The sequence below is a fragment of the Advenella sp. RU8 genome (assembly GCF_048381675.1).
Taxonomy (GTDB): Bacteria; Pseudomonadota; Gammaproteobacteria; order Burkholderiales; family Burkholderiaceae_B; genus Advenella.
The window spans coordinates 109,512-127,184 of the sequence record NZ_JBLWIS010000006.1 but is presented as its reverse complement, the minus strand read 5'-3'; the positions used below and the strand labels follow the sequence as shown (position 1 = coordinate 127,184).

At 51.3% G+C, this 17,673-nt stretch carries 17 protein-coding genes; 8 read left to right on the top strand and 9 right to left on the bottom strand.

The window, feature by feature from the left end; all coding sequences use genetic code 11:
* The first annotated feature begins 199 nt into the window (after positions 1–199).
* From ACM5Q9_RS09405 to ACM5Q9_RS09395, 3 genes are all read left to right on the top strand, one after another.
* Positions 200–1,294 carry an NAD(P)-dependent alcohol dehydrogenase gene (locus ACM5Q9_RS09405; protein WP_418144470.1) on the top strand — a complete coding sequence of 365 codons (1,095 nt, stop codon included), beginning with the start codon at positions 200–202 and terminating at the stop codon, positions 1,292–1,294.
* An 86-nt stretch (positions 1,295–1,380) separates the two neighbouring features.
* Positions 1,381–1,731, top strand: a complete 351-nt coding sequence (locus ACM5Q9_RS09400) for a nucleotide pyrophosphohydrolase (protein WP_418144469.1) — start codon at positions 1,381–1,383, stop codon at positions 1,729–1,731.
* Between the two features lie 20 nt (positions 1,732–1,751).
* Positions 1,752–2,600, top strand: coding sequence for a hypothetical protein (locus ACM5Q9_RS09395; protein ID WP_418144468.1), 849 nt, complete (start codon positions 1,752–1,754; stop codon positions 2,598–2,600).
* A gap of 60 nt (positions 2,601–2,660) precedes the next feature.
* Here ACM5Q9_RS09395 and ACM5Q9_RS09390 read toward each other — a convergent pair whose 3' ends face one another.
* From ACM5Q9_RS09390 to fba, 7 genes are all read right to left on the bottom strand, one after another.
* A complete protein-coding gene (locus ACM5Q9_RS09390; RefSeq protein ID WP_418144467.1) occupies positions 2,661–3,599 on the bottom strand; it encodes a 2-hydroxyacid dehydrogenase in 939 nt (312 codons plus the stop codon).
* Between the two features lie 33 nt (positions 3,600–3,632).
* A complete protein-coding gene (locus tag ACM5Q9_RS09385; protein WP_418144466.1) occupies positions 3,633–4,817 on the bottom strand; it encodes a M20 aminoacylase family protein in 1,185 nt (394 codons plus the stop codon).
* Positions 4,818–4,871: 54 nt separating this feature from the next.
* The gene (locus ACM5Q9_RS09380) at positions 4,872–5,894 is read right to left on the bottom strand and encodes an L-threonylcarbamoyladenylate synthase (protein WP_418144465.1); all 1,023 of its coding nucleotides are present in this window, start codon (positions 5,892–5,894) and stop codon (positions 4,872–4,874) included.
* Positions 5,895–7,079, bottom strand: coding sequence for a 5-(carboxyamino)imidazole ribonucleotide synthase (locus ACM5Q9_RS09375; RefSeq protein WP_418144464.1), 1,185 nt, complete (start codon positions 7,077–7,079; stop codon positions 5,895–5,897).
* Positions 7,080–7,109: 30 nt separating this feature from the next.
* Positions 7,110–7,613, bottom strand: a complete 504-nt coding sequence (gene purE / locus ACM5Q9_RS09370) for a 5-(carboxyamino)imidazole ribonucleotide mutase (protein ID WP_418144463.1) — start codon at positions 7,611–7,613, stop codon at positions 7,110–7,112.
* 13 nt (positions 7,614–7,626) lie between these two features.
* Positions 7,627–8,508: a phosphoribosylaminoimidazolesuccinocarboxamide synthase gene (locus ACM5Q9_RS09365; RefSeq protein ID WP_418144462.1), complete on the bottom strand. Its 882-nt coding sequence runs from the start codon at positions 8,506–8,508 to the stop codon at positions 7,627–7,629.
* Positions 8,509–8,670: 162 nt separating this feature from the next.
* A complete protein-coding gene (gene fba, locus ACM5Q9_RS09360) occupies positions 8,671–9,735 on the bottom strand; it encodes a class II fructose-bisphosphate aldolase (protein ID WP_418144461.1) in 1,065 nt (354 codons plus the stop codon).
* A 320-nt stretch (positions 9,736–10,055) separates the two neighbouring features.
* Between fba and ACM5Q9_RS09355 the strand changes: the two genes are divergently transcribed.
* The 4 genes from ACM5Q9_RS09355 to cydX all read left to right on the top strand — a co-directional run bounded on the left by ACM5Q9_RS09355 (position 10,056) and on the right by cydX (position 13,404).
* Positions 10,056–10,454 carry a DUF2946 domain-containing protein gene (locus tag ACM5Q9_RS09355; protein ID WP_418144460.1) on the top strand — a complete coding sequence of 133 codons (399 nt, stop codon included), beginning with the start codon at positions 10,056–10,058 and terminating at the stop codon, positions 10,452–10,454.
* Between the two features lie 99 nt (positions 10,455–10,553).
* Complete coding sequence (locus ACM5Q9_RS09350; protein ID WP_418144459.1) at positions 10,554–12,101, top strand: cytochrome ubiquinol oxidase subunit I; 1,548 nt, start codon at positions 10,554–10,556, stop codon at positions 12,099–12,101.
* Between the two features lie 23 nt (positions 12,102–12,124).
* Positions 12,125–13,261 (top strand): cytochrome d ubiquinol oxidase subunit II, encoded by a 1,137-nt coding sequence (gene cydB, locus ACM5Q9_RS09345; RefSeq protein ID WP_418144511.1) that lies wholly within the window; start codon positions 12,125–12,127, stop codon positions 13,259–13,261.
* Positions 13,262–13,290: 29 nt separating this feature from the next.
* A complete protein-coding gene (cydX, locus tag ACM5Q9_RS09340; protein WP_418144458.1) occupies positions 13,291–13,404 on the top strand; it encodes a cytochrome bd-I oxidase subunit CydX in 114 nt (37 codons plus the stop codon).
* Between the two features lie 94 nt (positions 13,405–13,498).
* Here the strand turns inward: cydX and ACM5Q9_RS09335 are convergent, their stop codons facing one another.
* Entirely contained in the window at positions 13,499–14,323 is an 825-nt protein-coding gene (locus ACM5Q9_RS09335; RefSeq protein ID WP_418144457.1) for a carbon-nitrogen hydrolase family protein, read from the bottom strand.
* Between the two features lie 178 nt (positions 14,324–14,501).
* On the opposite strand from ACM5Q9_RS09335, the gene ACM5Q9_RS09330 reads away from it, so the two are divergent.
* Positions 14,502–15,404, top strand: a complete 903-nt coding sequence (locus ACM5Q9_RS09330) for an NAD-dependent epimerase/dehydratase family protein (protein ID WP_418144456.1) — start codon at positions 14,502–14,504, stop codon at positions 15,402–15,404.
* A 44-nt stretch (positions 15,405–15,448) separates the two neighbouring features.
* On the opposite strand, the gene pbpC is transcribed toward ACM5Q9_RS09330, so the two are convergent.
* Entirely contained in the window at positions 15,449–17,671 is a 2,223-nt protein-coding gene (gene pbpC, locus ACM5Q9_RS09325; RefSeq protein ID WP_418144455.1) for a penicillin-binding protein 1C, read from the bottom strand.
* Between the last annotated feature and the right edge of the window lie 2 nt (positions 17,672–17,673).

Genomic DNA, 17,673 nt, shown 5'->3' with positions numbered 1-17,673 from the left:
GCATCTACTTTAATTGATAACATCGTATTCTAACTTGCCAGCCCTTTCTGTTGACCTTAATTGACTAGTCCTCGAACAACAAAACCTTAAAATTGCTTAGATATCCTGTCATTTTTGGATTGTATAGTTGTATAGTCATACACAGTGGAGTGAAGTATCTTGTACTCCCCTTTAAGCCATCTCACCTAGGAGGACTACCATGTCTACCATGAAAGCTGCTGTTTTTGTTGCGCCTGGCCGAATCGAAATCCAGGAAAAAGCCATCCCCGATGTTGGCCCCAACGACGCACTCCTGCGCATTACCACCACCACCATCTGCGGCACAGACGTTCATATCCTGAAAGGTGAATATCCGGTTGCACCCGGACTGACCGTTGGCCACGAACCAGTGGGCATCATTGAAAAACTGGGCAGTAACGTAACCGGCTACCAAGAAGGACAACGGGTCATTGCCGGCGCCATTTGTCCCAGCTTCACCTCGTATGCGTGCCAGGACGGATTCCCTTCACAAGATGGCGGCTATCTGACCGCCAGTGGCACTTGCGCCTGCCACGGCTACAAGGCAACCGGTGGCTGGCGTTTTGGTAACATTATCGATGGCACCCAGGCCGAATATGTACTGGTCCCCGATGCGCAGGCCAACCTGGCGCCGGTACCCGATGCCCTGACCGATGAACAGGTACTCATGTGCCCCGACATCATGTCAACCGGCTTCAAGGGTGCTGAAAATGGCGACATCAAAATTGGTGACACGGTTGTCATCTTCGCCCAGGGCCCTATTGGCCTGTGTGCCACCGCTGGCGCAAAACTGCGTGGAGCTGCCACCATTATCGCCGTAGACGGTGTCGACGAACGCCTGGAAATTTCCCGCCAAATGGGTGCCGATGTTACCCTTAACTTCAAAAAAGTCGATGTGGTTGACGAAATCATGAAACTGACCGCCGGTCGTGGAGTGGATGTCAGCATTGAAGCACTGGGTACCCAAGCCACCTTTGAACAGGCACTTCGCGTCCTGAAACCGGGCGGCACGCTGTCCAGCCTGGGCGTTTACTCTCAAGACCTGACCATTCCGGTCAGTGCATTTGCCGCGGGCCTTGGCGATCACAAAATCGTTACCGCACTATGCCCCGGCGGCAAGGAAAGAATGCGTCGCCTGCTCAAGATCGTCGAATCCGGCCGGGTCAACCTTGAAGCGCTAGTAACCCATGAATACAAACTCGACGACATTGTCGAGGCCTATGACCTTTTTGCCAACCAGCGTGACGGCGTGCTGAAGATCGCCATCAAGCCATAAATCTTTACTTCACCATCCACCCAAAGCAGCCGGAAAATAGCCGGCTGCTTTTATGCATTTATAATTGTTCATATTTAAGGAAGAAAATGGCTGCTGATCTTGATCATATCAAGCAAAAGCTCAGGCAATTTGCCCATGAAAGAGAATGGGACAAATATCACTCTCCCAAAAACATTGCCATGGCCCTTACGGTTGAAGCCGCTGAATTGCTGGAAATTTTTCAATGGATGACAGAAGAAGAGTCCTTGCGGCTTGACCCCCAGAAACTGCAGGCGGTAAAGCACGAAATAGCCGATGTTTTCCTGTATTTATTAACAATTAGCCGGGTGCTTGATATTGATATCCTAGAGGCTGCGGCAGAAAAGCTGGCACTTAATGACATTAAATACCCGCTGGACAAAGCACGGGGCAATGCCAAAAAATACACCGAACTTTAAAAAAGCATAAGGAACCCAACATGCAGGACGTTGTTTATCTTGCCAATCTGTTAAGCCATGAGTCCATTCCTGATGGCGATAATATTGCATTGCATAATGTTTTCAAGCAAGATATGGTTCTTGAGCTTCAGGCCCGTCATTGGCCCGCACTGTTCTGGTGGGCCCTGTTTGACGATACCCATATCCAGACAGCCCGCATCGGTGATGATCCGGAAAAAACCTATCCCTATCTAAGCGCCCCTACCAATGAAGCGCTCAGGCACTGGACCCATCGACTGGAAGCCCTTGCAAACATCTTGCCGGAACAATGGCACCCGATCCTGAAAAAATTTGATGTTTTCCTGCAAGAAAAAATGACCGGGGCCTTTATCATCCTCCGAACCACCCAATTGTCAGAAATTGAACAAGCCTCTGGAGAAGACTGGCGTTTCATGCTGCGAAATCGTGCCCGCGACTGGCAAAAACTCAAAGAAGGCATGCCACTCGATAAGCTGGCCGCTGACAGCGATTTGAAATTTGAAATCAAAGGTATTCTCGAAGAACTTCAAGCCCCCAACGTTGACCCTTTCATGGTGTTAACCGGTCGCGCAGAGAACCTCTGGCCCTTGCCAGACCTGGAAGCACTCATCAGGGCCAATCAGAAAAAATTACTGGAATCATTAACCCGTCCATCAGGCGAATCACCAGAGCCAGAACCCGCGTCGGCCAGTCCACATGAAGCGGCAACAGAAACAACTGCCAGCCCAGATCCTGTTGCTGACATCCCCGAACAAATCCCCTATACAACTGGGCCTAAAAATACGATCTCGGTACTCCGGTTTATTATTATTTTGCTGATTATTTTTGCCGCCTATTTTGCGCTAACCTGATAACCTCACCAACGGCAATCGCAATTGTGCATTGCCGTGTTGATGGCAAATGCGCAAGCCTTAATAACCCGCTTCCCTTGACACAACGCCACCCATTTCCCGACCATGATCAAGATCGGCAATTTTCAGGCTGATCTGGGCCAGGGCAAGCTCATCATTGGTAGGACCGGAAATATGCGGTGTCACAATAATGTCGGGATGCAGCCAGAAGGGATGTCCATGAGGCAAAGGTTCCGTACTGAAAACATCAAGTACCGCCTTGCCAATATGGCCCGATTTCATCAGTTCAAGCAGGTCTTCTTCATGCAGGTGTTCGCCACGGCCAATATTGATCAGGCCCGCTGGTGCCTGCAATTGGCCCAAGGTTTGCCGGTTAAGAATGCCCCGGGTTTGCTGTGTCAGTGGCAATACATTAATGAGGATACGCGTATTTTTTAAAAAAGCGGACAATCCTGTTTCACCGGCATACGTAGATACACCCTGCAGTTTTCGTTCGCTACGGGACCAGCCATGCACCGTATATCCCAACCCGGCCAGTGCCTGCGCGATTTTCTGCCCAATAACCCCCAGACCCATCACCCCCACGGCCATCTGGCTGGAAGCCTGCTCTGGCAGGGGCTTCCATTGCTGCTGTTGCTGAAAACGGGCATATTGATCAAAAGGACGGGTCATTTTTGACAAGAAATGAATGACATATTCCAGCATTTTATCGGCCATTCCGGCATCTTCAAGGCGGATAACCTGAATGTCGGCCGGCAAGCCAGGTTGCCGCAAAATGGCATCTACGCCCGCCCCCATATTGAACAGGTGCTTCAGCCCGGGATAGTCTGTAAACAATGAAACGGGTGGTTTCCAGACAATTGCCCGGGTAACCGCCACACCAGGGTGTGGCATTCCTGGCTGGTAGACAAAAGCATGCCAATGGGGGTATTTTGCCTTGATGATTTTCAACCAGTTATCGGCATATTCATGCGACTCGGAAGCCAGGATAATATTCAACTCGTGTCCTTTAGATTAAGCGCTTAAGGTTGATTAACCCAGATACTTTTCTGTCAGCCTGACCCAAAAAGAAGCGCCTATGCCCAGCAAGTTGTCATTAAAGTCATAACTGGGATTATGCAACAGGCAAGGCCCCAGGCCGTGATCCGGCTGGCGGTGGGATCCGTCGCCATTGCCCAGGAATACATAACAGCCAGGCTTTTCCTGCAACATGAAGGAAAAATCCTCGGATGGCATGACCGGTTCATGCTCAAACACATATTCAGCGCTTTTTTCTTCTCCATACAAGCTGCGCATGACCTCGGCACACAGCTTGGTTTCTGCTTCACTATTGACCAAGGCAGGATAACGTCGCTCGAAAATAACTTCGCTGGTGCAGGAAAATGCTTCGGCAATTTGTGCTGCCAGCTTATTCATGCGCGCCTCGATCAGGTCTACCACCTCATCAGTAAAAGCGCGAACCGCACCACCAATCCAGCCATGGTCGGGAATCACATTGCTTGCCGTTCCGGCATGGATTTGGGTAATCGACAATACAGCGGCATCAATGGGACGGATATTGCGTGACACCACCGTTTGCAACGCCTGCACCAGTTGGGCAATGACCGGAACCGGGTCGGCACTGTCTTGCGGTGCCGCAGCATGCCCGCCCTTGCCCCGTATATTGATGCGAAAAACATTGCTCGAGGCCATCAAAGGTCCGGCCCGATAGCCAAAACTGCCTTCAGGCATGCCAGGCCAGTTATGCAAGCCAAACACGGCATCACAGGGAAAACGTTCAAACAGCCCGTCTTCAATCATGGCCTTGGCGCCGGCACCACCCTCTTCGGCTGGCTGGAAAATAAACCGGACCGTACCATCAAAATTACGGTTTTCGCTTAAATGTTTTGCGGCAGCCAGCAAAATGGCTGTATGCCCGTCATGGCCACAGCCATGCATTTTTCCATCATGGCGGGAGCGATGGGCAAAATTATTTTCTTCCTGCATGGGCAAGGCGTCCATGTCTGCCCGCAAGCCTATGGTTTTACTCGAAGTTCCTGACTTGATGCTGCCTACCACACCGGTTTTCCCGACGCCGGTTGTACATTCTATGCCCCACTCTTTTAATTTTTTCTCTACCAGTGCGGCGGTACGATGCTCTTCATAGCAAAGCTCTGGATGTGCATGGATCTCTCGCCGGATTGCGACGATTTCATCAATGCCGGTAAACTGGATCATAAAATTATCCGGTTATTCATAACCGGATAATCATAATCGTGTTTGGTAAAAATGTCACCTAGGGAAAGCCGCAGCAGCCCTTTGCAAACGGTCATTCACCGCCTCCCAGCCCTGGTCTTCAGGCAAGGCCTGTATGCAGATTCGCTGATATCCCAAGCGGTCTACCTGGCGCAAAAAAGCATAAAGCTCATGGGCATACTGTACCGGATCATTGGAAACCGCAAACCAGTCTATGCCGGCCGTTTCCGGCTGCTGGCCGACATCAAAAACAAAAACCGCCCATTTCTGTCCGGCAGGCACCCGGTTTTGTAGTGTGCCTTGCGCCAACTCCTGGGCGGTAAATAACATTAAAGGGGTACGTGGTGCATAGTGCGCCTTAAGCGTACCCGATACGCGGGGTGCATGGCTATCGGGCAATTGTGGGGCATAACCCAGCACCTCGCCTATCTGCTTGGCACTGATATGGCCGGGCCGTAGCAAAACCGCCCCAACGCCCTGCTGGATCCGGGACAAATCAACAATGGTTGATTCTATGCCAATCTCGGCGGCACCCCCTTCAAGAACGGGCATGCCCTTGGCCACTTCTTCAGGAAACTCGCTAATAACGTGCTCTGCCAAAGTGGGCGACACCTGGCCAAACTTGTTGGCCGAAGGAGCGGCAATTCCCCCTTGTCCTGACAGCTTGAGCCCGGCAAATTGCCGCAACAGGGCCTGGGCAACAGGATGCGACGGGCAACGAATACCAATGCTGTCCTGTCCGCCACTGACCGCGTCAGGAATATGGGTAGCGCGTTGCAAAATAAGGGTTAGAGGGCCAGGCCAGAAGGCATTGATGAGTTGATGGGCTTCTTCGGGAATATCCTTGGCCCAGTAAGACAAATCTGCCTCGGGTGCCACGTGCACAATAACCGGATGGTTTGAGGGCCGGCCCTTGGCTTGGTAAATTTTGTCAACCGCCTGCGGGTTTTCGGCATCTGCACCCAAGCCATAAACCGTTTCGGTGGGAAAGGCAACCAGCTCGCCTTGCAGCAGCCTGGTAGCCGCCCTGTAAACCTCTTGCTCCTGGTCTGGGTGCATTTACAATACCTGGCTTAAATTGAGGATTTCACTGACCTGGCGGGCATGGGCCAGCACCGTGTCAAAGTTTTCATGCACGATATTGACATGACCCATTTTTCGACCTTTGCGGGCTTCACTTTTGCCATACAGGTGCAAGGATACGCCAGGCAAGGCCAAGACCTTGTCCCATGCCGGCTCAGCAAAGGCATCCGTTTCGGGGTGGAACCAGCTGTCGCCCAAAATGTTCAGCATAATGGCGGGGGCCAGCAATTGGGTTGAACCCAGAGGCATGCCGGCCATGACCCGCACCTGCTGCTCAAACTGGCTGCTGGCACAGGCATTCATGGTGTAATGGCCACTATTATGCGGACGGGGCGCCACCTCATTGGCAATCAAGCTGTTATCTTCAAGAATAAAAAACTCAACGCACAAAACACCAAAATAGTTCAGGCCTTCGGCGATTTTAATGGCCGCCTGCTTGGCCTGGACCTGAATGTTTTCGGCAATCAGTCCGGGGTTAACCACGGTGGTGGCCAAAATGCCATTCACATGGGTATTTTGACCAATTGGGAAAACCGCGACCTCACCATTGAAACCACGCGCCATGACCACCGAAATTTCTTCTTTCAGGGGCAGCATGGCTTCAAGCACGCAAGGCACATTGCCAAACGAATCAAAAGCAGCAAGGGCCTCCTGAACATTAGTTACACGAGCCTGCCCTTTACCGTCATAACCCAGGCGGGCAGCCTTGAGAATGCCTGGAAACAGCTGCTGTCCGGCATTTTCAAGATCAGCGGCAGAGCGCACTTCGGCATAAGGTGCAACCGGAATATCCTGAGAAGCGATAAACGCTTTTTCAGCAATACGATCTTGCACCACGGCCACTGCCGCCGCACCGGGACTGACCCGGCAATTGACCGACAGCTGTTTAAGGCTGGCCGCAGGTACATTTTCAAATTCGGTAGTTACCACACGCGTCAGCGCAGCCAACTCATCCAGCCCTTTTACATCATCATAGGCTGCGTATACCTGTTTTTCGGCAACGGTTCCGGCCGGACTGTCCTGGGCAGGATCAAGCACTACCACTTTATACCCCATGCTTTGCGCCGCATGACAGAACATGCGGCCCAGTTGCCCACCACCCAACATGCCAAGCCACTGGCCGGGATAAACAACAGCAGAAGTCGTTACAGTATTAGTCATAAGAGATCAATTCTTTTAATTGCAGAAAAACTAAGCCGTAGGTGGCAGGGTCATTGCGCGGGCGGCGGCCGTTTGTTTTTCACGAAAAGCCAGCAATTTTTCACGCAGTTCAGGATTGGTCATGGCCAGTGTTGCAATGGCATGCAAGGCAGCATTAGCCGCTCCGGCCTCACCAATGGCAAACGTGGCGACCGGCACACCTTTGGGCATTTGCACAATCGACAACAACGAATCTTCGCCCTTCAAATAGCGGGATGGCACCGGCACGCCAAACACCGGCACTTCGGTCAGGGCGGCCATCATGCCTGGAAGATGGGCTGCGCCACCAGCACCGGCAATAATGGCACGGATACCGTCGTTGTAGGCACGGGCACCATAAGCCACCATATCATGCGGCATGCGATGGGCTGAAATAACCTGTGCCTGGTAGGGCACGCCAAACTCTTCAAGTATCCGGGTCGCATTCTGCATGATATCCCAGTCACTGGAAGAACCCATAATAACGCCTACAACCGGCTTGATATTGTCGCTCATGATGTTCCTTTTCTTAAGCCAGCAGGCGGTCTGCCGCTTCACGGTATTTAGCGGCGGTTTTCTCGAGTACGTCTTGTGGCAGGCGGGGAGCCGGTGCTGTTTTGTCCCAAGGCTGGGTTTCAAGCCAGTCGCGCACAAACTGTTTATCGAATGAAGGAGGGCTGATCCCTTCCTGATAGCTGTCAGCCGGCCAGAAACGGGAAGAATCAGGGGTCAGCACTTCATCCATTAAATACAGCTGGTTGTTTTCATCCAGGCCGAACTCGAATTTGGTGTCGGCAATAATAATGCCTTTTTCCGCGGCAAAACGGGCGGCTTCCGTATAGAGTTTCAGGGTAATGTCCCGAATTTTTTCTGCCATTTCCTGGCCCACTTCCTTCACCACATGGGCAAAATCCACGTTCTCATCGTGTGAACCGAACTCGGCCTTGGCGGCAGGCGTAAACATAGGCTCAGGCAATTTGCTAGCCAGTTTCAGGCCTGCGGGCAACTTCACGCCGCAAACCGTACCGGTTGCCTGGTAATCCTTCCAGCCGGAACCAATCAGATAACCGCGGGCAACCGCTTCAACCAACACAGGTTTTAGGCGTTTAACCACCACGGCACGGCCTGTGACCTGATCAATCTCATCGGGGGCCACCACTTCTTCGGGTTTCACATCGGTAGAGTGATTGGGAATGATGTGCGCCAGTTTTTTCAGCCAGAACTCGGTTAATTCGGTAAGTACCTTGCCTTTGCCCGGAATCGGATCATCAAGAATGACGTCAAACGCGGAAATGCGGTCGCTGGCAATGATAAGCAGCTTATCATCACCCACGGCATACATGTCACGTACTTTACCGCGTGCCAGCAATGGTAATGATTTGATGGTTGATTGATGAAGTGCAGTAACCACTTGTAACCCTTAAGTTTTCGGTTGGAATGGATTTTGCGTTATGGTGCAAAACCATAACGGATCAAACCCAGTATTTTAACGCTTTAAATTAATAATCCCGCCCCAAATGAATGCAAGGCGGGATTTTTAATACCGGCATTTGCCTTTTATGCAAACACTGGTTTATTTAACTTGCTGGGCCAGTTTACCGGCAGCATACAAGGAAGCCATTTCAGACAGGCTGACCGGCTTGATTTTGCTGGCATTACCTGACGTACCAAACGCTTCATAACGCGCAATACACACTTGTTTCGCTGCTTCACGGGCAGGCTTGTTGTATTCGCGCGGGTCGAATTTAGAAGGATTTTCGGCCAGGAAACGACGAATGGCACCCGTCATGGCAAGACGGATATCGGTATCGATATTAATTTTGCGAACGCCATATTTAATGGCTTCCTGGATTTCTTCCACAGGAACGCCATAAGTTTCTTTCATGTCGCCACCGAATTCGCGGATTTCAGCCAGCAACTCTTGGGGCACGCTGGAGCTGCCATGCATCACCAAATGGGTATTGGGCAGGCGGGCATGGATTTCCTTGATGCGCTGGATCGACAGGATGTCTCCGGTAGGCTTGCGGGTGAATTTATACGCGCCGTGACTGGTTCCAATGGCAATTGCCAGGGCATCAAGCTGGGTGCGGCGTACAAAATCAGCAGCCTGCTCAGGGTCGGTCAGCAACTGGTCGATGGTTAGTTTGCCATCAGCACCGTGCCCGTCTTCCTTGTCGCCTTCCATGGTTTCAAGAGAACCCAGGCAACCCAGTTCGCCTTCAACGGTAACACCCAGCTTATGGGCCATGTCCACCACTTTTTTGGTGACATCCACGTTATATTCATAATCGGCAATGGTTTTGCCGTCTGACATCAGGGAACCGTCCATCATGACACTGGAAAAACCCAGATTGATGGCACCCTGGCAAATTTCAGGAGACTGGCCGTGATCCTGGTGCATGACCACAGGAATTTCAGGGTAGCTTTCAACTGCTGCCTGGATAAGGTATTTCAGAAAACCTTCACCTGCATATTTACGGGCACCGGCAGAGGCTTGCATGATAACGGGACTATTGGTTTCTTTGGCCGCTTCCATGATGGCCTGGACCTGTTCAAGATTATTAACGTTGAATGCAGGGATGCCATAGCCGTTTTCGGCTGCATGGTCGAGCAACTGACGCATTGAAACTAATGCCATGTGAGATTCTCCTAATGGATCTATGTCAAATTTCCGAATTGCCCATATTTTACGTGGGTTTGTGAATTTTTACCCAAGTTTACCCCCGACCTGCAAATTTTGAGTCCCCGAATTTAAACTTCCTGCCATGCCTGATATTTTCTACCCCATACCCTGGTTGCTCGCCTAATGAAAACCCCATCAGACAATGGCATCATTCAAGAAAAACACTGGCTGCAAAAAAAATTAATCTAAATCAAGAAACTTTTGAGATTTAGCAAAGTCATTTTTTTTCGTTGCGTTTACAATTTGTTTAACATGCTTTATTAGTCAACATCATTGTGAACCGCAACAAAAACCGCACTCTCTATTTTGCCTCATGGGTCGTCCTCATCGTGATGACCTTGGTAGCGGTTTCCCCTTCTGTTTCATCACTCCTGCACAATGACTCCCTTTCCCCGTTCACCATCGAAATCTGCGACTCGTCCGGGAACGGCAAAACCCTGATCATCAACAATACCTCCCCAGACCAGGATTCTTCCGCACACACCACAAACATCCACTGCCTGTTCTGTCTTCTCTCAGAATTGCAAGCGGCCATTGTCACGCTGGCCTGTATCCTGCTCCTCGGGTTCATCGCCCGTCAAATCATTACCTTTGTCAGCTACGAATGGCAACTGCTGTTTCGTACCATCCGCTGGCGGCCCAACCGTAGCCAGGCGCCTCCTCTCTTTTCCTGATCCGGAAATTTCTCATTGCATTTATTTAAGGTGCGTGTCACTCCTGTGACACCCATCCCCCCGCTTCATTCCAGCACTAGCTTCAAGGAGTAAATCCGAATGGATGAATTAGTCAACATATCACGGCTGCAATTTGGCTTGACAGCCATGTACCACTTCCTGTTCGTGCCACTAACACTTGGCCTGGTATGGATTCTTGTCATTATGGAATCCGCCTATGTCATGACCGGAAAGGTTATTTACAAGGACATGACCCGCTTCTGGGGCAAACTCTTTGGCATCAACTTCGCCCTTGGTGTAACCACAGGCCTCACGCTAGAATTTCAATTCGGCACCAACTGGGCTTACTACTCCCACTACATGGGAGATATTTTCGGCGCCCCACTGGCTATTGAAGGCCTCATGGCTTTCTTTTTAGAGTCAACCTTTGTCGGCCTGTTCTTTTTTGGCTGGGAGCGCATGTCACGCAAACAGCATCTGGTGGTCACCATTTTAATGGCCGTCGGCACCAACCTGTCCGCCCTTTGGATCCTGGTTGCCAATGGCTGGATGCAAAACCCTATCGGGGCCGAATTCAACTTTGAAAGCATGCGGATGGAAATGGACAATTTCTGGACGATTGTTTTCAACGCCGAAGCCCAAAACAAATTCGTGCATACGGTTTCTGCCGGTTATGTAACGGCATCCATGTTCGTGCTTTCAATTTCCAGCTGGTATCTGCTGAAAAAACAGGATGTCGAATTTGCCAAACGCAGTTTTCGCATTGCCGCCGCTTTTGGTCTCGCCTCTATCCTTTCCGTTATCGTCCTGGGTGACGAGTCAGGCTACTCGATTGGCAAGGCTCAAAAAACCAAAATGGCCGCAATTGAAGGCATGTGGGAAACCGAACCGGCTCCCGCCCCCTTTACCTTGATTGCATCCGTTAATGATGCAGAAATGAAAAATGACTGGGCAATTCAAATCCCATGGGTAATGGGCCTGATTGGCACCCGCTCCACCACTGAAGTCATGCCTGGCATTCACGATATCATCAAGGAAAACCACGGCCGTATCGAGTCTGGCCAGCAAGCCGTAGTGGCCTTGGACAAACTGCGGGCGAACCGCGATGACCAGGAAGCCATGGATACTTTCATGCAACACAAACAAGACCTTGGTTTTGGCCTGCTGCTTAAACGCTACACAGCCGATGTCGCCCAGGCCACGCCTGAAATGATTGCCCAGGCTGCCAGAGATACCATTCCTGCTGTCAAACCCCTGTTCTGGTCATTCCGTGCCATGGTGGGTCTTGGCTTCTTCATGATGTTCATCTTTATCGCCACTTTTTGGGCTTCAGTCAAAGGTAACTTTGCGGAGAAAAAATGGTTGCTCAAACTAGCCCTGTACTCCCTGCCATTACCCTGGATCGCAGGCGAGGTAGGCTGGTTCGTGGCCGAATTCGGACGCCAGCCTTGGACAGTCTACGGCGTTCTACCAACTCACCTGTCCGTTTCCACGCTCAGCACCAGTTCCCTCTATGGCTCACTGGCAGGATTCATCGCGTTCTACACCATTCTGCTGATTGTTGAAATATATCTCATGATCCGTTTCTCCAGGCAGGGTCCCGGCAGCCTGGGTACCGGTCGTTATGCCCATGAGTCCAACCACTAAGGAGCCACATTATGGAAAACCTCATTGATTATGAAATATTGAAGTTCATCTGGTGGCTGCTGATTGGCGTCCTCCTTGTCGGGTTTGCCGTCATGGACGGCCATGATATGGGCGTAGGCACACTACTTCCTTTTGTCGGAAAAACCGATGATGAACGCCGTGCCGTCATCAACACCGTAGCCCCTCACTGGGACGGGAACCAGGTTTGGTTCATTACGGCAGGCGGCGCCATTTTTGCCGCCTGGCCCATGATTTACGCGACTGCCTTCTCTGGGTTCTACTGGGCCATGATGGCTGTCTTGTGGTCAATGTTCTTCCGTCCGGTCGGCTTTGACTATCGCAGCAAACTTACCAACACCACCTGGCGTAAAACCTGGGACTGGGGTCTATTTGTAGGCAGCTTCATTCCACCGGTCATTTTTGGCGTGGCCTTTGGCAACCTGCTGCAAGGCGTGCCTTTCCAATATGACAGCATCCTTAACCCCACATACACAGGTAGTTTCTGGGCCTTGCTTAACCCCTTCGCCCTGCTTTGCGGGGTCGTTGCCAGCGGCATGATCACTTTCCACGGTTCTGTTTACCTGATGCACCGCACCGAAGACCCCATCTACACCCGGGCAAAGTCCTGGATGATCATTAGTGGCCTGGTTACCGTAGTCTGCTTTACCCTGGCCGGTATTTGGGTGGCTTTCGGCATAGATGGCTACCGTATTACTTCAGCCATCAACATGGCTGCCAGCCCCGACCCCTTAACCAAGGAAGTAGTGCGTGAAACCGGTGCATGGCTGGCCAACTACCAGCGCTGGCCACTCACCATTCTGATTCCCATATTGGGTTATGTCGGTATCCTGGGTGCCCTGTTACTGGCCAAAAAAGGTAAAACCTTTGCCGCGTTCTTTGTTTCCGCGCTTGGCATTACCGGCATTATCGGTACCGCCGGTATATCCATGTTCCCGTTCATGATGCCTTCATCAAGCCACCTGGCATCCAGCCTGACCGTATGGGACAGCTCATCCAGCCATTTCACCCTGATTGTCATGCTGATTGCAGTTGTCATCTTCATGCCCATCATTATTTTGTATACCCGTTGGGCCTACAGCATCATGAGAGGAAAAGTAACAACGGCTTATATTCGTGAAAACAAACATTCCGTTTACTAATCAAATTGATATTTTTACAGGAGTTTGCTATGTGGTATTTTGCCTGGACCTTAGGTATTGGGTTTGCCATCGCCCTGGCCATTCTGAATGTGCTGTGGGGTGAATACGAACCCGATCGCCTGAAAAACAAACAGGAAGGTTAATTTAACCAAGGCAGGCGGGCCCACAAAGGCCGCTGCCTGAAAAGGGCCCGTCTTGCACGGGCCCTTTTCATTTAATCTTAAAAACACTTCAAAATTAAAGACGCCGGTTTTCAAGACAAGGCAAGATGCTTCTTACCTGCTGTATCCGGCCTTTTTCCAACACGTTCACCGCCAGCCCGGGCTGGTCAGCACAACCGGAAATCACACTACCCATCGGATCGATAATCATGCTATTGCCGGTACAACGGGTAGCCGTCTGCCCGGAAGCCAGCACGTAACAGGTATTTTCAATCGCCCGTGCCCTTAGCAGGATTTCCCAATGATTTTCTTTGTAAGGCCCGGCAATCCAGGCTGCGCTAACTGAAATAACATCAGCCCCCTTGACCGCCAGGGCACGGGAAAGCTCTGGAAAACGCAAGTCATAACAATTGACCAGGCCAATCGTAAAATCTTTAACCTTGAATAAACCAAGTTCGGAACCATCCGCTTTAATATCCCCCGGCTTTACCTTATCTGATTCCTTGAAATTAAAAGCATCATAAACATGTAATTTGGTATAGCGAACAATGACCTCCCCCTCAGGATTGATCACCAGCAGCTGATTCGTTACCCGTGCTTCCGCAGGGTCATCGCTTAAGCTAAGGACTCCCACGATGATATGCATCTTGTAACTGTGCGCCAGATCCTGCATGAAGGCAATAAATCCGGGAGAATGCTGTTGGGCAATTTCCCTTAAGGTTGGCAAATCAGAACCAAACGAACACATGGCCGCCTCGGGAAAAACCAGTAATTCGGCCCCTTGGGAAACGGCCTGCCCAGTCAAATCCTGGATATATTTTTTATTCGCCTCGATATCATTGACGGCGGGGAATTGGGCTACAGCCACTTTCAGGCGGGAAAAATCAGAAGCTAAATGCATATTTCTCACAAATTTTCTGGAATCAACCCGGTAATTATGCCCCAGATTACTTAAAATGGACAAAACTGGCACTTGCCGCAACAAAACCGGCACCGGTTCCGTATTCAGCCTTTGACTGCATCAAAAGCGTGCATTTACCTTACACAACCGCCAATCCTACCCAACTGCCCTCTAGAATATGTCAAGCAATCAAATAGCAAGCCCGATCCCCACCAGACACATCTTGATTGCCGGATGCGGTGATCTTGGCCTGAGAGCTGCGCAACTGCTGCTACAACAAGGCCATACGGTTTATGGCTTAAGAAGAAATCCGCCCAGCCCGCCAATCTCAGGCGAAATCACCAGACCGGCAATAAAATGGATTCAGGCCGACCTATGCCACGAAGGATTAAAAGAACAATTGCCTGAAAACATCAGCGATATTATCTATTGCCCTACGCCGGCGCACAGAACAGAGGCCGCGTATCGTGACATTTTCATACAAGGGCTGCAAAATCTGCTCGATGCGCTGGACAAAAAACAGCTTCGGCGAATTGTTTTTATTTCTTCCAGTGCGGTTTATGGAGAGCATCATGGAAACTGGGTGAATGAAGACACCTCCTTGTTGCCGCTAGGTGCAAATGGCCGGGTTTTGCTGGAAGCCGAACAACGCTTGCATGCGCTTGACCATGAAACCATCGCCTTAAGGTTGTCTGGACTTTACGGCCCTGAAAAGCCACAACTCCTTGATCGGATTCGAGCCGGCCAAACCCGGGCTCCCCGCCATGACAAACATTTCGCCAACCGCATTCATATTGAAGACGCCGCCGCCGCGATTGTGCATTGCCTGGGTCTGGAAAAACCGGCTCCCTGCTACGTGGTTAATGACAACACGCCTCTGCCAATCGATGAACTCTATGACTTTCTGGCAAATTCCATGCAAGTTCCCTGCCCGCCAGAAGGTGCACCACCGGCAGGCATTGGCAATAAAAAACTCAGTAACGCCCTGCTGTTGGGTAGCGGCTTTCACTTGCGCTGGCCCGACACAAAACAGGGGTATGCCGCACTGTTAAACCAAAAAACCAATACCGTCTTAAAATAAAAAATAAACTATGTATTTAAAATAATCAAGTTTGACTGCAGATCTTATTTTGCAAGACGGGCACCACGAACCTGTATGACAACAGCATCAATCACCCGGTTCTGTTCATCCCTGATTTCCAGCCGGTGCCGGCCCGGCATCGGCAACCAGGCATAGGGATTGACATTACCCAAAAACTGTCCATTCATATACCAGTTCACAGTTTGCGTTACCCTTCCGGCCGGATTTCCCGCTCGCAACATAAGACGCTGGTTGTCAACCGGAATATCAGGATCCAGCGCAATGATGGTGGCATCGGCCGGATGACTGATCAAGAGGGGCTGGACTTGCCCTGACTGCAATGAGGTCGCCAGGGAAACCTGCGAAAGCTCGGTTCCAGGCAAAAAATATTCGGTGCGTGTCGGCTCCAGATCCTGATCAAAAACCACCTGTTTGGCCACGACCCCTGCTGGCATCCTGGGCGCCAGGCTGGGCCGGTTTTGGTGCAAGTACCCGATCACATCATGCCAAATGGGTCCGGCACCAGAAACACCGGTAATATCATACATGCTGGCGCCGCTACTATTGCCTACCCAAACCCCAACGGTATAATCCTGCGACCAGCCGATCGTCCAGTTATCACGCATGTCTTTACTGGTACCCGTTTTAACTGCACTCCAGAAAGGAGTACTTAAAGCGCTATCCAGCCCAAAAGTGCGGGCTCGTGCCTGACGATCTGACAACATATCACCAATAATCCAGGCCGTTGGAGCAGTCACCAGCGGTTTGCCGGAAGTAAGCGATGTATTTTCTGTCCCAGGCAAGGCCCAGTTAACCTCGGTATACACGCCCCCATTCGCCAGGGCCCGATAAGCATTGGTCAGGCTAAGCAGGGAAACCTCGGCACTACCCAAAGCCAGGCTGTATCCGTAGTAATCACCCGACTGTTCCAGCGGCAGCCCCAGGCCGCTTAACAAATGCTGGAAGGCATCTGGCGTAACCATGGTCAGGGCGCGAACAGCCGGAATATTCAAGGAGGAAGCCAGCGCCACCCTGACACTGGCCCAACCGGAATACTGGCGGTCATAATTTTGCGGAACGTACAGGCCCGAGCCAGTATCCAGATTAACCGGACTGTCATCAAGCAGGGAAGCACCGGTCAGGCGTCGCTGGTCTATGGCCTGTGCATACAGAAAAGGCTTCAGGGTTGAACCTGCCTGGCGCAAGGCTCGCACATGATCCACATGAACCGCACTAGCCAGGTCAGCGGACGAACCAATGTAGGCAAGGATCTGGCCACTGCGGTTATCAAGCACGATGACGGCGGCATCATTGGCATTATGCTTTTGCAAAGGCTTGAGATTACGCCTGATGCTTTGCAATGCATAACGCTGCAAATCACGGTTTAGTGTACTGGTAATGTCCGCCGGAATTTCCTGCCCGCTTTGTTTGTACCGTTCAAGCAAATGACTGGCATAATGCGGTGCCAGTGACGGGTCATTCAGCAAAGACTGCTGTTGATTGGCCAGGTAATGCGCCACAAAACGTTCCAGATAAGCACAATCCTGGTCAAACGCCTGCCGGCGCAAAATACCACAGGCCCGCAAGGTAACGGTTTGCACCGATGCATTAGGAGCCCGCAAAAGAGCGGCCAGCATGGCGGCTTCACGATGATTGATACCGGCAGGATATTTTTGCAACAACGCACGGGATGCACTGGAAATGCCTGTCAACTCGCCCCGAAACGGCACCAGGTTAAGATAAGCTTCAAGTATCTGATACTTGCTCCAGTGTTGTTCCAGCGCCTGGGCCATAATTATCTGCCTGACTTTCTGCCGATAGCTACGGGTTCGTTTTTGCCGGAAAAGACGCTCATCCAGAAGACCCGCCAGCTGCATGGTTAAAGTAGAAGCGCCACCGCTATGGCCCTCAATCAGCCGTTTATAAGCAGCACCCAGCAGAGCCAGGGCATCCACGCCATGATGGGCATAAAACCGCTTGTCCTCGGAAACCAGCAGGGCATCCAGCATGGCAGGCGAGATATCCGCAATACTGGTCCACTCACCTCGACGCGCCTGAAAATCCTGCCGTTGCTGCTGTAGCAGGTGGCCCTGACGATCTAGCAAGGAAACATAAGATGAACGATAGCCATCCCTGACCTTTTCAAAGGCCGGTATCTCTTGCCGGGCAACCAGGAACCGCATCATGAAAAAGGCCAGCGCCATGACCACGACTATGGTCATGGCAAACAGGCCCAGGATACGCAACCAGCGGCGCCCCTCCTTCATGC

Bases quoted from the DNA above. Each gene is read 5' to 3' on its own strand.
- fba (WP_418144461.1), bottom strand. From the start codon at position 9,735: ATGGCATTAGTTTCAATGCGTCAGTTGCTCGACCATGCAGCCGAAAAC.
- cydX (WP_418144458.1), top strand. From the start codon at position 13,291: ATGTGGTATTTTGCCTGGACCTTAGGTATTGGGTTTGCCATCGCCCTG.
- ACM5Q9_RS09400 (WP_418144469.1), top strand. From the start codon at position 1,381: ATGGCTGCTGATCTTGATCATATCAAGCAAAAGCTCAGGCAATTTGCC.
- ACM5Q9_RS09395 (WP_418144468.1), top strand. From the start codon at position 1,752: ATGCAGGACGTTGTTTATCTTGCCAATCTGTTAAGCCATGAGTCCATT.
- ACM5Q9_RS09380 (WP_418144465.1), bottom strand. From the start codon at position 5,894: ATGCACCCAGACCAGGAGCAAGAGGTTTACAGGGCGGCTACCAGGCTG.
- purE (WP_418144463.1), bottom strand. From the start codon at position 7,613: ATGAGCGACAATATCAAGCCGGTTGTAGGCGTTATTATGGGTTCTTCC.
- pbpC (WP_418144455.1), bottom strand. From the start codon at position 17,671: ATGAAGGAGGGGCGCCGCTGGTTGCGTATCCTGGGCCTGTTTGCCATG.
- ACM5Q9_RS09375 (WP_418144464.1), bottom strand. From the start codon at position 7,079: ATGACTAATACTGTAACGACTTCTGCTGTTGTTTATCCCGGCCAGTGG.
- ACM5Q9_RS09330 (WP_418144456.1), top strand. From the start codon at position 14,502: ATGTCAAGCAATCAAATAGCAAGCCCGATCCCCACCAGACACATCTTG.
- ACM5Q9_RS09350 (WP_418144459.1), top strand. From the start codon at position 10,554: ATGGATGAATTAGTCAACATATCACGGCTGCAATTTGGCTTGACAGCC.
- ACM5Q9_RS09405 (WP_418144470.1), top strand. From the start codon at position 200: ATGTCTACCATGAAAGCTGCTGTTTTTGTTGCGCCTGGCCGAATCGAA.
- ACM5Q9_RS09385 (WP_418144466.1), bottom strand. From the start codon at position 4,817: ATGATCCAGTTTACCGGCATTGATGAAATCGTCGCAATCCGGCGAGAG.
- ACM5Q9_RS09335 (WP_418144457.1), bottom strand. From the start codon at position 14,323: ATGCATTTAGCTTCTGATTTTTCCCGCCTGAAAGTGGCTGTAGCCCAA.